The 14,517-nt window shown below is 67.9% G+C and carries 15 protein-coding genes and 2 pseudogenes; 5 read left to right on the forward strand and 12 right to left on the reverse strand.

Going from position 1 to position 14,517, the window contains the following annotated elements:
* The 4 genes from AC1D1G_RS30095 to AC1D1G_RS30110 form a co-directional block, all read right to left on the reverse strand.
* Window positions 1-546: biotin/lipoyl-containing protein (locus tag AC1D1G_RS30095; RefSeq protein WP_477954923.1), on the reverse strand; the 546-nt coding region annotated here is incomplete at its 3' end.
* 29 nt (window positions 547-575) lie between these two features.
* Window positions 576-1,559 carry an alpha-ketoacid dehydrogenase subunit beta gene (locus AC1D1G_RS30100; protein ID WP_477954924.1) on the reverse strand — a complete coding sequence of 328 codons (984 nt, stop codon included), beginning with the start codon at window positions 1,557-1,559 and terminating at the stop codon, window positions 576-578.
* Window positions 1,556-2,653, reverse strand: coding sequence for a pyruvate dehydrogenase (acetyl-transferring) E1 component subunit alpha (gene pdhA, locus AC1D1G_RS30105; RefSeq protein WP_477954926.1), 1,098 nt, complete (start codon window positions 2,651-2,653; stop codon window positions 1,556-1,558). Before pdhA ends, AC1D1G_RS30100 begins: the two co-directional genes overlap by 4 nt.
* 242 nt (window positions 2,654-2,895) lie before the next feature.
* Window positions 2,896-3,264 (reverse strand): DoxX family protein, encoded by a 369-nt coding sequence (locus tag AC1D1G_RS30110; RefSeq protein WP_283335842.1) that lies wholly within the window; start codon window positions 3,262-3,264, stop codon window positions 2,896-2,898.
* A gap of 115 nt (window positions 3,265-3,379) precedes the next feature.
* On the opposite strand from AC1D1G_RS30110, the gene AC1D1G_RS30115 reads away from it, so the two are divergent.
* Window positions 3,380-4,408, forward strand: a complete 1,029-nt coding sequence (locus AC1D1G_RS30115) for a phosphotransferase family protein (protein WP_283335843.1) — start codon at window positions 3,380-3,382, stop codon at window positions 4,406-4,408.
* Window positions 4,409-4,430: 22 nt separating this feature from the next.
* Here AC1D1G_RS30115 and AC1D1G_RS30120 read toward each other — a convergent pair whose 3' ends face one another.
* Window positions 4,431-4,892 (reverse strand): acyl-CoA thioesterase, encoded by a 462-nt coding sequence (locus tag AC1D1G_RS30120; RefSeq protein ID WP_477954928.1) that lies wholly within the window; start codon window positions 4,890-4,892, stop codon window positions 4,431-4,433.
* Window positions 4,893-4,951: 59 nt separating this feature from the next.
* On the opposite strand from AC1D1G_RS30120, the gene AC1D1G_RS30125 reads away from it, so the two are divergent.
* The 3 genes from AC1D1G_RS30125 (at window position 4,952) to AC1D1G_RS30135 (ending at window position 8,009) form a co-directional block, all read left to right on the forward strand.
* Window positions 4,952-6,142 carry a benzoate/H(+) symporter BenE family transporter gene (locus AC1D1G_RS30125; RefSeq protein ID WP_477954929.1) on the forward strand — a complete coding sequence of 397 codons (1,191 nt, stop codon included), beginning with the start codon at window positions 4,952-4,954 and terminating at the stop codon, window positions 6,140-6,142.
* 7 nt (window positions 6,143-6,149) lie between these two features.
* Entirely contained in the window at window positions 6,150-6,659 is a 510-nt protein-coding gene (locus AC1D1G_RS30130) for an O-acetyl-ADP-ribose deacetylase (RefSeq protein WP_283335846.1), read from the forward strand.
* A gap of 96 nt (window positions 6,660-6,755) precedes the next feature.
* Window positions 6,756-8,009: a cation:proton antiporter gene (locus tag AC1D1G_RS30135; RefSeq protein ID WP_283335848.1), complete on the forward strand. Its 1,254-nt coding sequence runs from the start codon at window positions 6,756-6,758 to the stop codon at window positions 8,007-8,009.
* Between the two features lie 46 nt (window positions 8,010-8,055).
* Here the strand turns inward: AC1D1G_RS30135 and AC1D1G_RS30140 are convergent, their stop codons facing one another.
* From AC1D1G_RS30140 to AC1D1G_RS30165, 6 genes and pseudogenes are all read right to left on the reverse strand, one after another.
* Complete coding sequence (locus AC1D1G_RS30140; protein WP_280783673.1) at window positions 8,056-9,489, reverse strand: nucleobase:cation symporter-2 family protein; 1,434 nt, start codon at window positions 9,487-9,489, stop codon at window positions 8,056-8,058.
* Window positions 9,490-9,499: 10 nt separating this feature from the next.
* On the reverse strand, window positions 9,500-10,393 hold the full coding sequence (pucL, locus tag AC1D1G_RS30145) for a factor-independent urate hydroxylase (protein ID WP_477954931.1): 894 nt from the start codon (window positions 10,391-10,393) through the stop codon (window positions 9,500-9,502).
* 2 nt (window positions 10,394-10,395) lie between these two features.
* Entirely contained in the window at window positions 10,396-10,740 is a 345-nt protein-coding gene (uraH, locus tag AC1D1G_RS30150; protein WP_105422880.1) for a hydroxyisourate hydrolase, read from the reverse strand.
* Complete coding sequence (uraD, locus tag AC1D1G_RS30155) at window positions 10,737-11,246, reverse strand: 2-oxo-4-hydroxy-4-carboxy-5-ureidoimidazoline decarboxylase (RefSeq protein WP_280783670.1); 510 nt, start codon at window positions 11,244-11,246, stop codon at window positions 10,737-10,739. Before uraD ends, uraH begins: the two co-directional genes overlap by 4 nt.
* A 269-nt stretch (window positions 11,247-11,515) precedes the next feature.
* Window positions 11,516-11,614 (reverse strand): annotated as a pseudogene (locus AC1D1G_RS30160) (DUF6328 family protein); the annotation flags it as partial.
* Between the two features lies 1 nt (window position 11,615).
* Window positions 11,616-12,431, reverse strand: a complete 816-nt coding sequence (locus tag AC1D1G_RS30165; RefSeq protein WP_317571491.1) for a shikimate 5-dehydrogenase — start codon at window positions 12,429-12,431, stop codon at window positions 11,616-11,618.
* An 85-nt stretch (window positions 12,432-12,516) separates the two neighbouring features.
* Here AC1D1G_RS30165 and AC1D1G_RS30170 point away from each other — a divergent pair, with 85 nt between their 5' ends.
* Complete coding sequence (locus AC1D1G_RS30170) at window positions 12,517-14,091, forward strand: molybdopterin-dependent oxidoreductase (RefSeq protein WP_477954933.1); 1,575 nt, start codon at window positions 12,517-12,519, stop codon at window positions 14,089-14,091.
* 20 nt (window positions 14,092-14,111) lie between these two features.
* Here the strand turns inward: AC1D1G_RS30170 and AC1D1G_RS30175 are convergent.
* Window positions 14,112-14,393 (reverse strand): annotated as a pseudogene (locus AC1D1G_RS30175) (HNH endonuclease family protein); the annotation flags it as partial.
* Window positions 14,394-14,517: the final 124 nt, after the last annotated feature.

Below are 14,517 nucleotides of genomic sequence, written 5' to 3' on the forward strand. Positions count from 1 at the left end.
CTCCGGCGGCTCCGGCGAGCCCGGTGTCGACGGCACGGACTGCCCGGCCGAACCCGCGTGGGATTCGACGTCGTTCCGGGTGACGGCGCCGGACGGCCCCGTCCCCGCGACAGCGGCGAGCTCGACCCCGAGTTCACGTGCGGCCGCCCGGGCTGCCGGCGAGGCATCGGGGCGCCGACGGTCCGGGCCGGACGTGCCGGTTTCCGGAGCGGTCGCCAGCTTCCGCCGGGCCCGTTTGCTCTCGGCGGCGGCCTCGGGCCCGTACCCCACCAGAACCGGCGTGCGCGCGGGAGGTTCCTCGGTGGCCGCATCCGTCGCGATCCGGATGATCGGCGTCCCGACCGGCACTGTCGCGCCAGCCGGAACCAGCAGTTCCTCCACGACACCCGCGTACGGCGAAGGCAACTCGACGAGCGCCTTCGCTGTCTCGACCTCTCCGATCACCTGATTGAGTTCGATCGTCTGGCCCACCTCGACGGCCCAGGAGACCAGCTCGGCCTCCGTCAGCCCCTCACCGAGATCGGGTAGGCGGAATTCCTGCGCCAACGGACGGCTCCTTCCTCCGATGGGTGCGATCAGGCCGCGAGGCTGCGATCGACCGCGTCGAGCAGGCGGTCGGCGTCCGGCAGATGGTGCAGTTCCAGTTTCGCCGGGGGATACGGAACGTCGAATCCGCCGACCCTCAGGACCGGCGCGTCCAGCTGGTAGAAGCACCGCTCGGAAATGCGGGCGGCGATCTCCGCGCCCAGGCCGAGGAACGTCGACGCCTCGTGCGCGACGACGAGTCTTCCGGTCTTGCGAACCGACTCCTCGATGGTGTCGAAGTCGATCGGCGCGAGGGAGCGCAGGTCGATCACCTCGAGGGAGTGCCCCTCGTCGGCGGCGATGGACGCGGCCGACAGGGCCGTCGGCACGACGGAACCGTACGCGACGATGGTGGCGTCCGTGCCCTCCCTGGTCACCCGGGCCCGGTGCAGTGGCAGGTCCGGTTCGGCGTCCACGTCGAACTCGGCCTTGTCCCAGTACCGCCGCTTCGGTTCGAAGAACACCACCGGGTCGTCCGCCGCGACGGACTGCTGGATCATGTGGAACGCGTCCGCCGGGTTGCTGGGAGTCACGACGCGCAGTCCGGCGGTGTGAGCGAAGTAGGCCTCCGGCGACTCCGAATGGTGCTCGACCGCGCCGATGCCGCCGCCGTACGGGATCCGGATCGTGAGGGGCGCGGTGACCCGGCCCTGCGTGCGGTAGTGAATCTTGGCCACCTGGGACACGATCTGGTCGAACGCGGGGTAGACGAAGCCGTCGAACTGGATCTCGCAGACGGGCCGGTAGCCGCGCAGGGCCATGCCGAACGCGGCGCCGATGATGCCGGACTCGGCGAGGGGGGTGTCGATGACGCGGTTGTCGCCGAAATCCTTCTGCAGGGTGTCGGTGACGCGGAAGACCCCGCCGAGGCGTCCGACGTCCTCACCCATGATCACGACCTTGCGGTCGTGTTCGAGGGCGCGCCGGAGGCCTGCGTTGAGTGCGGCGCCGAGCGACAGTGTGGTGGTGGTCATGACAGTGCCTCCTCGATGCCTGCGAAGCCCGCGAGGTACGCGGCGTACTGCTCGCGTTCCTCGTCGATGAGTGGGTGGGCGGTGGAATACACGTGCTCGAACAGGTCGAGCGGCTCCGGATCGGGAGCGCCGATGGTCCCGGACCGCAGTCGCGCCGCGACGTCGTCGGCGGTGGCCTGCACCCCGGCGAGGAACGTGTCGTGGAGCAGGCCCTCCCGGTCGAGGAGGTGCCTCACCCGGTCGATCGGGTCGCGGGCCTTCCAGACCTCGGTCTCGGCTGCCGCCCGATAGCGGGTGGGATCGTCCGACGTGGTGTGGGGGCCCATCCGGTACGTGACAGCCTCGATGAACGTCGGCCCACTGCCTTCGCGCGCCCGCTGAGTGGCCTGGCGGGTGACCGCGAGGACCGCGAGAACGTCGTTGCCGTCCACTCGGAGGGCGGGCATGCCGTAACCGGCGGCGCGCTGCGCGATGGGGACGGGACTCTGCAGGTGGACCGGTTCGCTGATCGCGAACTGGTTGTTCTGGCAGAAGAATACGACCGGCGCGTTGAAGCTCATCGAGAAGCCGAGGGCCTCGGCGAGGTCGCCCTGACTGGTGGCGCCGTCGCCGAAATAGGCGATCGTCGCGATCTCCGCGCCGTCCAGGTGGGCGCCCATGGCGTAGCCGGTGGCGTGCAGCCCCTGGGAGCCGACGACGATCGCGGGATTCGTCACGTTCACGGCACTCGGATCCCATGCGGAATGGGCGCATCCCCGCCACATGCGGGTCATCACCCCCGGGTCCACGCCCCGGCAGTAGGCGACGGCGTGTTCGCGGTAGCTGATGAACGCGTAGTCGTCGGGGCGGAGGGCGCGGGCGGAGCCGACCTGTGCGGCTTCCTGCCCGAGCATGGGGGCCCAGAGTCCCAGTTCGCCCTGGCGTTGCAGGGCGACCGCTTCGACATCCATCCGACGCGCGACCACGAGGTCCTCGTAGAGGCCGCGCAGTTGGTCGGGTCCGATGTCGCGGACCAGGCTCGTGTAGTCGGGTCTGAAGACCCGTCGGCCGTCCGGCTGGATGAGCTGGACCGGATAGGCAATCTTGTCGACCATCGGGGTCACCTCGCGTTGTCGAGTCCGTGAACCTTGTGGGTTCGTAGGAGACGGGTACTGCGGTAGGACAAGTGTGTGTCCTACTTCACAGCATCCACGGGAACGCGAAGTGCGCAAGTGGCACCGCCGGCTTCGGGCAGAATGCCCAGTTTCGGGGGGTCCAGAGGTGTCATGCTGCGTCTAATGATCAATTCGGACACAGCCGACGCCAGGTTGTTGCTGCAAGGGTCCGAGGACCCGGATCACCCCGCGAACACGAACCCGATCGAGGCGAGGACGGCCAGCACCGCGAGGTACACCGCGGGCATCGCGACGGCCCGGGTGTCGGGGTTGCCGTAGTCGCCGTGCCGGACGTGAAAGCCGATTGCGCACAAGAGGAGAATCAGCAGCGCCACCGCCGCGATCACTCCCAGTGGGGTCCAGTAGAGGCCGACGAGAACGCCGACACCCCCGGCGAGTTCCGCCACGCCGATCAGCCGGACCTGTTGCCCGCTCAGGCCCCGGGATTGCAACCCCGTCCACGCGGTTCCCTTCAGTCTCAGCTTGGGAATGCTCACGGCGACGGCACTCACGGCGAGGAGCACGCCGCACACGATGAGGAAAACTTCCACGTCGGTCCCTCCAGTTCCGGCCGAATCGGCCTCACTGTTGCCACCCTAGGGCCGCGACCTGCGGTGCGGACCGGTTCCCTCCGCATCGGGCTTCCGAGCGGTTAGCATCGAGCGCGTGAATGCTGTGGGGCTGAACGAAGATGCCGTTTCTGCGTGGATTGCCGGACTCGGCGTGGGAGCGATCGCGCCGCTGAGCTTCGAGAGGATCGGGAACGGTCAGTCGAATCTCACGTACGCGGTCAGCGACGCGGGTGGTGGTCGGTGGGTGCTGCGGCGGCCACCGCTCGGACATCTGCTCGCGTCGGCGCACGACGTGGTCCGCGAACATCGGATTCTGTCCTCTCTGCAGGGATCCGACGTTCCGGTGCCGAAGATCCTCGGGCTCACCGACGATCCGGAGGTCACGGACGCGCCGCTCGTGCTGATGAGTTACGTCGCGGGGGTGGTGATCGACAGTATCGGCGTGGCGAAGAAGCTGACACCCGAACAGCGGAATGCCGTCGGACTGGCGATGCCGAAGGCTCTCGCGAAGATCCATGCGGTCGATCTCGGAGATGCCGGGCTGGAGGATCTGGCCAGTCACAAGCCGTACGCGGCAAGGCAGTTGAAGCGCTGGACGGATCAGTGGGAGAAGTCCCGCACCCGCGACGTCCCGGCGATCGAGGACCTGGCGGGCATCCTCGAGCGCAACATGCCGGAGCAGACCGAACTGTCGTTGGTGCACGGTGATTTTCACCTGAGCAACGTCATCACCTCGCCCGAGGAAGGTGAGGTGGTCGCAGTGGTCGACTGGGAACTGTGCACGCTGGGCGACCCCCTCGCCGACGTCGGCGCATTGCTGGCCTACTGGCCCGAGGCGGGCGACGAGGACGCCGGACCGTTCCCTGCCTCCACTCTGGAGGGATTTCCCACCCGGGCCGACCTCGTGGAGGCCTACGTCCACCACACGAAACGCGATGTCACGCATGTCGGGTACTGGCACGTGCTGGCGTTGTGGAAGTTGGCGATCATCGCCGAAGGCGTCCTGCGCCGGGTGATCGACGACCCCCGGAACAAGGCCGAGACCGGTGCGCCCACGGTCGCGCTGATCGACGGCATCATCGCCCGGGCGGTGGCCACGGCGGAGGCCGAGGGACTGCGCTGAACCGCCTGGTCGTGCCGGACGTTCAGACGGCGTCCGGCGCCACCAGAAGGGTTGCAGCGCTCCGGATTTCGGCAGGAATCGGCACCGGTCGCCGGGACTTCGCGTCCACGTACACGTGCACGAAACGGCCGAGAGCCGCGAGTTCGAGCGCGTCGTCGTTCTCGCGGAAGATCGCGAGCGCATACACGATGCTCCGGGTGCCCAGCTTCTCGACGGACAACCCCACCTGCAGACGGTCCGGGAACGTCAGCTCGCTGACGTACTTGCAGGATGTCTCGGCGACCACGCCGATGGCGGGCAGATCGCGGATGTCGGTGCCCGTCGTCGCGATCAGCCAGCCGTTGACGGCCGTGTCGAAGTACGAGTAGTACGTGACGTTGTTGACGTGCCCGTAGTGGTCGTTGTCGGCCCAACGGGTCGGCACCGGCCACAGGGCGGGGAAGTCGGCGGCGGTCGGCAGTGCGGGGGCGTCGTCGTGTTTCACCGTGCCGACCCTAATGCCACGGATCCCCCGGGACCACGCGTCGGGCAGAATCGCGTCCTATGTCTGTGCCCGACAGCGATGTGCGCTCACCCGATTCCGCCGCCCAGCCGATCAGCGCCGGAATCGTCACCGCCCTGGTGGGCTTCACCAGTTCGTTCGCGGTCGTCCTCACCGGACTGACGGCGGTGGGAGCGAACTCCGCCCAGGCCGCGTCGGGACTGCTGGCGTTGTGTGTGACGCAGGCACTGGGCATGCTGTGGATGTCGCGGCACTACCGCATGCCGATCACGCTGGCGTGGTCGACGCCGGGCGCCGCTCTCCTCGCCGGTGCGGGGACGGTGAGCGGCGGCTGGCCGGCGGCGGTCGGGGCGTTCGTCGTCGTGGGGGCGGCGGTGATCCTCACGGGGCTGTGGCCGCGGCTGGGACGGCTCATCGCGGCCATCCCCTCGGCGTTGGCGCAGGCGATGCTCGCGGGGGTGCTGCTGCCGCTGTGCCTGGCGCCGGTGCTGGCGCTGCGTGACGCTCCGCTGGCCGTCGCGCCCGTGATTCTCGTGTGGCTGGTCCTGCAGCGGTACTCGCCGCGGTGGGCGGTGCCGGCCGCGTTCGGGGCCGCCGCAGTGGTGATCGCGATCGGTCTCGCCTCCGGCAGCGACGGGCTGGACACCAGCGCGCTCCTGCCGAGACYCGACGTCACCGCACCGGCCTGGACGTGGCAGGCGATGATCGGGATCGCGATCCCGCTGTACATCGTGACGATGGCGTCCCAGAACATCCCCGGGACCGCCGTCATGAATTCGTTCGGCTACCGGGTGCCGTGGCGGCCGGCCATGCTGGTGACCGGAGTCGGGACCCTGGTGGGCGCGCCCGCCGGTGGACACGCCATCAACCTCGCCGCCATCAGCGCCGCCCTCGCCGCCGCACCGTCCGCACACCCCGATCCCAAAAAGCGCTGGGTCGCGGCCTTCACGGCAGGCTGGGCCTACCTGGTGCTCGCCGCCTGTTCCGCCGCGGTGGCCACGCTCATCGCCGCGGCACCTGAGGGCGTCGTGGAGGCCGTCGCCGGTCTCGCGCTCCTCGGCACCCTCGGCGGGGCACTGGCCTCCGCCCTCGACGACGTCCGCGAACGGGAAGGCGCCGTCGTCACCTTCCTGATCGCCGCGTCGGGGGTGAGCATCCTCGGCATCGGGTCCRCGTTCTGGGCGCTGGTCGCCGGACTGATCGTGCGGGTCGCGGTGAGCTCGCGGCGATAATGGGGTGATGACCACCATCGAGGTAGTGCAGGGTGACATCACGACGGTCGAGGTCGACGCCATCGTCAACGCCGCCAACTCCGGTCTGCTCGGCGGTGGTGGCGTGGACGGCGCCATCCACCGGGCCGGTGGCCCCGAGATCCTCGCCGAATGCAGGCAGCTGCGGGCCACCACACTGCAGGACGGGCTCCCGGCGGGGCAGGCGGTCGCGACGACGGCGGGCCGGTTGCCGGCTCGATGGGTGATCCACACGGTCGGCCCCGTGTACTCCGCGTCGGACGATCGGTCGGCCACCCTGCGCAGCGCCTACACCAGCAGCCTGGCGGTGGCCTCCGATCTCGGCGCGCAGTCCGTCGCGTTCCCGCTGATCTCGTCCGGGGTGTACGGCTGGCCCGCGGACGACGCCGTCCGGCAGGCGGTCGGTGCCGTCCGTGAGTCGGACGCCGAAATCCCCCGGGTGCTGTTCGTGGCGTTCGACGCACGAATGGCGTCCCTGCTGCGGGGTGAGGTGGGGTGACGGCGCTGGTTCGGATTCGCGCACGGGGGTAACCGGAGGCGACCGGACTGGATCTTCCCCACGCGGAGGCGGTGGACCGCGCTGAACACCGATTTCGTGTATCTCACGGCAGGACTGGCTCTTCTGCTGGCGGCCACCGTTCCGCGCCTGTTCCAGGACCGTGCCGTCTCGGCGCCGCTGATCGTCCTGGCGGTCGGAGCCGGCGGCGGCCTGCTGCTCGGCGAGTCGGGCACGGACACCCTGTCGCCGGCACTGCATCCGGCTGTGACGGAGCACCTGAGTGAAACCTGCGTCATCGTCGCCCTGATGGGTGTGGGACTGGCGATCGACAGGCCTCTGGGCTGGCGGACGTGGAATTCGACGTGGCGCCTGCTGCTCATCGCGATGCCTCTCGGAATCGCCGCTGTCGCGCTGCTCGGCTGGTGGGTGGCGGCACTGACCCCCGCCGTCGCGATCCTGCTCGGGGCCGTCCTCGCGCCCACCGACCCGGTTCTGGCGTCCGACGTGCAGGTGGAGGGTCCCACCTCGGGCGGCGAGTCCCATCGGGAGGACGACGAGGTCCGGTTCGCGCTCACCTCGGAGGCCGGGCTCAACGACGCTCTCGCTTTCCCGTTCGTGTATCTGGCGCTGTTCATGATCGGCAAGGGACCGATCGAGCAGTGGATCGTGCAGTGGGTGGCCTGGGAGCTGATCGGCAAGGTCGTCATCGGCGCGGCCCTGGGGTGGATTGCCGGTGATCTGTTCGGCCGCGCGGTCTTCCGCTTCCCGATCACACACATGCGCCTCGCCGAACGCAGCGAACCCATCTTCGCGCTCGCCGCCACGTTCGCCGTGTACGGACTCACCGAACTGGCCGGGGGATACGGCTTTCTCGCCGTCTTCGCCTGCGCGGTCGCGATCCGTCGGACGGAGCGGGCCCACGACTACCACGCCGAGATGCACAGCCTGATCGAGCAACTCGAACACGTGCTCACCCTCGCCGTTCTGCTCCTGCTGGGGGTGGCACTCACCTCCGGTCTGCTGACCGGACTGACGTGGGGCGGGGTTCTCGTCGCGACAGCCCTCGTGTTCGTCATCCGGCCGGTGGTGGGATGGCTTTCGCTGCTGGGCTGCGAGGAGATGTCCGGTCCCGAGCGCCGGGTCACCGCGTTCTTCGGGGTTCGCGGAATCGGATCGATCTACTATCTCGCCTACGCCGCTGCGGAAGCCGGCGTGGACGACGAGAAATGGTTGTGGTCGACGGTGGCCTTCACCGTCGTCCTCTCCGTCCTCGTTCACGGGGTGAGTGCGACACGGGTGATGCGCCTGCTCGATCTTCGCAGGGAGGGCGGTGCAGTCGCGGACCGGTAGCGTCGCGACCGCACCGCCCGACCAGGGGGTGGCCTGTTCCGGCTGCTTATTCGTTCCGCACGGCGGAGGTGCGCGCCGTGTCTGCCGGGTGCTCCGAGTCCTCGGCTGGGTGGACGAGGACGGGTGGCGCCGCCGAGACCACCGAGGGAGTGGGCCGGTTGCCGGCCTTGATCTCGTTGAACAGGATGTTGAGCAGCACCGCGACGATGCTGGCCGCGCTGATTCCCGAGTCGAAGACGATGTGGACCCATTCCGGGAAGGCCGCGTAGAATTCGGGCACCGCGATCGGAATGACCCCGAATCCGAGGGCCACCGCGACGATCACCAGGTTGAGGTTGCCGTCGTACGACACCTTGGACAGGGTCCGGATTCCGCTCGCGGCCACCGAACCGAAGAGGACGATCCCCGCACCGCCGAGGACCGGCAGCGGCACGGACGCCACCAGTCGCCCCAGGACGGGGAACAGTCCGAGAGCGAACAGAACCGAACCTCCGGCCGCGACAACGTATCTGCTCTTGATTCCGGTGATCGCGACCAGCCCGACGTTCTGAGCGAACGCGCTGGCCGGGAACGTGCCGAATACCGGTGCCACGGTGGTGGCGAGCATGTCGGCGCGCAGACCGTCGCCCACCCGGCGGGCGTCGACTTTCGTTTCCACGATCTCGCCGACGGCCAGGATGTCCGCCGTCGTCTCGGTCATGATCACGAGGATCACCACCGTCATCGAGATGATCGCGCCGATCTGGAACAGGGGAGTGCCGAACGAGAACACCTGCGGCAGTTCGAAGATCGCGCCCTTTCCGACGGCACCGAAGTCGGCCTTGCCGATCAGCGCGGCGAACAGGGTTCCCACGACGATGCCGATCAGGATCGACAACCGCGACAGGGTTCCCTGCACCAGCCGGCTCACCAGCAACACGATGAACAGGCTGAACCCGGCGAGTCCGATATTGGACATCGACCCCCAGTCCGGAGCCTTGGCGTTGCCGCCCATCGCCCAGCGCACCGCGACCGGAAGGAGGGAGATGCCGATGACCGTGATGATCGATCCGGTGACGACGGGCGGAAAGTAGCGCACGATCCTGCAGAAGAACGGGCTGATCAACAGCCCGATCGCACCGGCGACCATGATGGCTCCGAACACCGAGCGCAGTCCGCCCGGACCGCTGGCCACCGCCACCATCGTGGACACCGAGGCAAAGGAAATGCCCTGAACGAGGGGAAGTTTTGCCCCGAAATACGGAACGCCGAGGGTCTGCAGCAGTGTGGCCGCACCGCTGACGAACAAAGCCGCCGACACGAGCAGTCCGATCTCGACGCCGGTCAGTCCGGCGGCGCCGCCGACGATCAGGGGAGGCGCGATCACGCCGCCGTACATCGTCAGGATGTGCTGCAAACCGTAGACATACGACTTTCCGAGCGGCAAACGCTCGTCCTCGGGTCCGGGAGTTCCGGCAACCCGGTGTCCGATCCGCTTCATCGCCGCGCTCCTAGCAGAATCCGGGAACGGAATCCCAGGCGCGGCCGGCGTCGGGAGCGTCCTCGCGCTCGACGGTCGCCTCGATCAACCCGTAGGGGCGGTCGGCCGCGAAGAACACCTCGCCGGGGTTGTCGAGTCCGAACGGTTCCAGGTCGACGAGGAAGTGGTGTTTGTTCGGCATCGAGAACTTCACCTCGGCGATCTCGGGGTGCGCCTCGAGTACCGCCGAACCCATCTGGAACAGGGACTGCTGCAGCGCGAGCGAATGCGTCGTGGCGAAGGCCTCCAGCATGATTGCCCGCACGTTCTCGAAGGTCTTGTCGAAGTCGACGTCGGTGGTGAGGTACCGCCATCGGGCGCTCACCGACGTCGCGAGGATCCGGTCGGACGTCTCCTGCAGCGTGGTGTACTTGTCCTTCGGGTAGCCCCGGAACTCCGAGCCCGTCGACTTCAACACCACCATGTTGCTGAGACCGGACACGATCCACGTCCGATCGCCGTCGATGGTGACCACGGTGTTTCGCCGTTCGTCGCTCGATCGGACGAAGGAATGGTCGTGGCCCTCGCCGTCGACCGGGATCCGCGCCCACGAGTACTGCTCGATCTCCCACCGGCCGCCGGTGATCCACTCGAATTCCCCCGTGAAGTGCTGTCCGAGTCGCATGGCGAACGTCTCGATCGAGCCGACGCCGTCGCGGGCGAACGCGTACACCGTGTTCTTCTGGGTGTCCGTGGCCACGACGTGCGCGTTGTCGCCTTCGGTGTGCACCGCGTCGAGGTCGCCGCGCAGTTGCGACGTCACGGTGACGTCTTCGATCTCGTGTCGCTTCGTGTCCCGGGTGATCTTGACCAACCGGACTTCTGCCTTGCCGTACTGGTTCTGGCCGAGCACGATCTTGCTCATGATTAGCTCCCTCGGTAGGTCGAGTATGCGAACGGGCTGAGAAGGACTGGTACGTGGTAGTGCTGTTCGCTGTCGGTCAGCGCGAACGTGATGGTGATGTCGGGGTAGAACGCCGGACGTCCCTTCGCGGCGAAATAGCGTCCGGTGTCGAAGACGATCCGGTAGGTGCCCGGCTCGAGTCGGGCGGGACCCAGGGTCGTGACGCGTCCGTCGTCGTCGGTGACGGCCTCGGCCACGGTGATCCAGTCGGACTGCCGCTGGACCGTCAGCGTGACCGGCACCTCCCGCGCGGGCATGCCTTCGGCCGCATCCAGCACGTGGGTGGTGACCTGGCTGATCTCGCTCATGCGTCCAGCATCCCGGCGAGCCGACGTGCGGCGATGTCGCGCAGTTCCTCTGCGACAACGGCTAATTCGCTGTCCTCGTCGTTGAGGAGCCGGCGGTCGAGTGCGGTGAGGATGTCGGACGTGCTGCGGCCGGCGGCGCGGACGAGGAAGACCCGGCCGAACTTGTCCTCGTAGGCGCGGTTGCCGTCGGTGAGCCGCTTCTGCGCCGCCGCATCGGACGAATCGACGTTCGACTGCTCCGAGCGTGCCAGGTGCGCCTGGGCGTCGTCGCCTCCCGGGGGTTCACCGATTCGGGGATGGTGCGCGAGGGCTTGCTCGATCTCGTCCGCGGAGAGCGGTCCCGAGCCCGACCTGGCGGCGGTGAGAAGCGAGGCGCGATCGGTGTACGGCCGGGCGGACACGAGTTCGTCTGCCCACCGGGGAATATCCAGGCAGATTCGCGCCAGTTCCGTTGCCTCGGAGTGTGAAGCCTCGTTGAATCGTTGGAGTCCTGCATCGAGATCCATGCGACCCTTCTTCCACAATGCGAAATAATGATTCCGTATAGAGAAGCGTGACAGGGGTCACAATTCATGTCAAGACCCAAAATTGAATTAATCCAGATTCGGATGCGAGTGCGGTCCGCGGCGTGCTGGAATCACGACCCGCGAAAGCTGTTGTAGGACAACAGTGCGCGGGCGCGGTCGCGCCGAAATGCGGGGTTCAGGTCCTCACCGCCGGCGCGAACAGGTCGGCCTTGCGCAGGATGTCGTCCCGGTGAAGGCGACCGCGAGGAGGCGGACAGGATCTGCACGCCTGCCTGCGCGACACGGAGTTCCTGCAGCAGCTCGCTCGAGTTGCGTGTGAGCCGTTGCAAGAACTCCTCGGTGTTCACCTCACGACCGTGAGTACTCGGAGGCCCTGCGGATCTCTTCGGGGGACGGGCGGACACCGGTGTAGAGCACGAACTGCTCCGCCGCTTGCAGTGCAATCACCTCGGCGCCGGTGATGACGGTCTTGTGGCGTTCGGCCGCGGCCCGGATCAGCGGCGTCGCGGCGGGCATGGCAACCACATCGAACACGGCCTCCGCCGCATCGATCGCATCGAGTTCGAACGCCAGATCGTCCGCTTCGGGACCGCCCGCCATGCCGACGGGGGTGGCATTGATCAGGAGCCCCGGCCGTGCCGCGCCGAGTTCGGGTTGCCAGTCGAATCCGTACTGCTTCGCGACGGCGCCGCCCGTCGTCTCGTTGCGGGCGACCACGGTGACGTCGGTGAAGCCGTAGTCGCGCACGGCGGCGACCACCGCTTTGGCCATTCCGCCGCTCCCGGCCACCGCGACGGACAGCGAGTGGGGCAACGCGTTGTCGCGCAACAGGTTCGCGATGGCCTGATAGTCGGTGTTGTAGGCGTGCAACACCCCGTCCTCGTTGACCACCGTGTTGACGGACTCGATGACCGACGCCGATTCGTGCATCACGTCGACGTACTCGATGATCTGCTCCTTGAACGGCATGGAGACGCCGGCGCCGCGAATGCCCAGCGCGCGGATGCCGCCGACCGCAGCCCGGAGGTCGTTGGTGGTGAACGCTTTGTAGACGAAATTGAGGCCCAGCTCGCCGTACAGATAATTGTGAAATCGGGTGCCGATGTTGCTCGGTCGGCCGGAGAGCGAGATGCAGAGAAGAGTGTCTTTGTCGAGCTGGTTCATCCGGTAAATACTAGTAGTGGGCTCCCATCCGTGCGCGTTCTCAGCTCCGAATACACGGTGACGACGGCAAAGGAGCAGGGCTGCGATGACTACGACGATCGGTGACCGGCACGAGGCGGCGCGGACGCCCCGGAGACGGCGGCACCTGTTCTCCCGCGCGCTCGCCGGAGTGATCGCCGCCGGAGTCGTGCTCGGGGTGGGCGAACTGCTGTCGGTGCTGATCGACCCGAACTCGTCGCCGTTCTACGCGGTCGGATCGACGACGGTGGACCGCAGTCCTGCCTGGGCTCGCGAGTTCGCGATCGACACGTTCGGCACCAACGACAAACCCGCACTGTTCGTCGGGATGACGATCCTCATCGTGCTCCTCGCCGCGACAGCGGGCATCGTCGAGCGTCCCCGCGCCCCGTTCGGCAGCGCGATCCTGGCGGTTCTCGGGCTGGTGGGAATCTTTGCCTCGACCCAGCGTCCCAGCGCCACGTGGATGTTTGCGCTTCCGACCGTGGTGGGAGTCGTCGCCGGCATCGCGGTTCTGCGGGTGCTGACGACCGCCGCGCGGGCGCCCGAGGACTCCGATGCCGAGGATTCGTGGTTGYCGCGCCGGACTTTTCTACTGTTGGCCGCGGCCGCCGCCGCGACGGCCGCTGCCGCGGGAGCCGCCGGCCGGTACCTCGGGCAGCAGGCCGCGGGAGCTCTGGACAACCGCCGCGCCTTCGCCCTTCCCGACGTGTCGGACCGGGCGGCCCCGATCGCTCCCGGCACCGACGTCGACGTGCCGGGAGCCACCCCGTTCGTCACGTCGAACGAGGAGTTCTACCGGATCGACACCGCCCTGCGGGTCCCGCGGTTGACGACGGACGACTGGCAACTGCACATCCACGGCATGGTCGACCGCGAGCTCACGCTGACGTGGGACGACCTGGTCGCGAGGACGCCCGTCGAACGGGTGATCACGCTGACGTGCGTGTCCAACGAGGTCGGCGGAAACCTTGCCGGCAACGCGACGTGGATCGGCTACCCGATCAAGGACATCCTCGACGAGGCCGGCGTGCACCCGGGCGCCGACATGCTGCTGTCCACGAGTAGCGACGACTTCACGGCGGGCACCCCGGTCGAGGCCCTGCGGGACGGCCGCGACGCGATTCTCGCGGTGGCGATGAACGGTCAGCCGTTGCCGTTCGAGCACGGCTATCCGGTGCGGCAGGTCGTCCCCGGTCTCTACGGCTACGTGTCGGCCACCAAATGGGTGGTGGATTGGGAACTCACGCGATTCGACGAGGCGGAGGCCTACTGGACCCAACGCGGATGGTCCGCGAAGGGTCCGATCAAGACCGCGTCGCGGATCGACGTGCCCGCCTCGTTCGCGCCCACCGCACCCGGACCCGTCCTCGTCGCCGGAACCGCGTGGGCGCAGCACCGCGGCATCGCGAAGGTGGAGGTGCGGGTCGACAATGGCGAATGGCAGAACGCGACCCTCGCCCCGCAGTACACCATCGACACCTGGCGGCAGTGGACCTGGGAGTGGCAGGCCGCGTCCGGCCTGCACACCCTCCAGGTGCGGGCCACGGATCTGGACGGCAACGTTCAGGTGGAGGAGCGGACGCCGCCGATTCCGGGTGGCGCGACCGGCTGGCACACGCGTTCCTTCACCGTGTCCTGAGGCACCGTCTTCTGAGGCGCTCACGGACACTTCTCCGCCACCTCGGCGAGCGCGGCGCGGTCCGCCAACGTCACCGGTAGCCCGTACTCCACCGCCACGGAGAGATACTTGCCGGCGTAGAAGCAGTGGTACGCCGGATTCGGCGGAAGCCAGTCCTGCGGGGTCCGGTCGCCCTTGTCCTGATTGTCCGGACCGTTGACGGCCAGCAGGTTGAACGTGACGTCGTTGGCGAACCGGAGCCGACGCTCGGGCGACCACGTCGACGCGMCCATGTCCCACGCCGCCGCCAAGGGGTAGACGTGGTATCCGGTACTAGGAGTGTTGTGCCGTTCACATCATCGACATGGGTGTAGTTCATTGGCCATCCTCGTCACTGGTACGCGTATCGGACATTGGCATGCGATGCCGACGACATCGCTGACACAC

The sequence above is a fragment of the Rhodococcus sp. P3_B8 genome, from assembly GCF_056402775.1.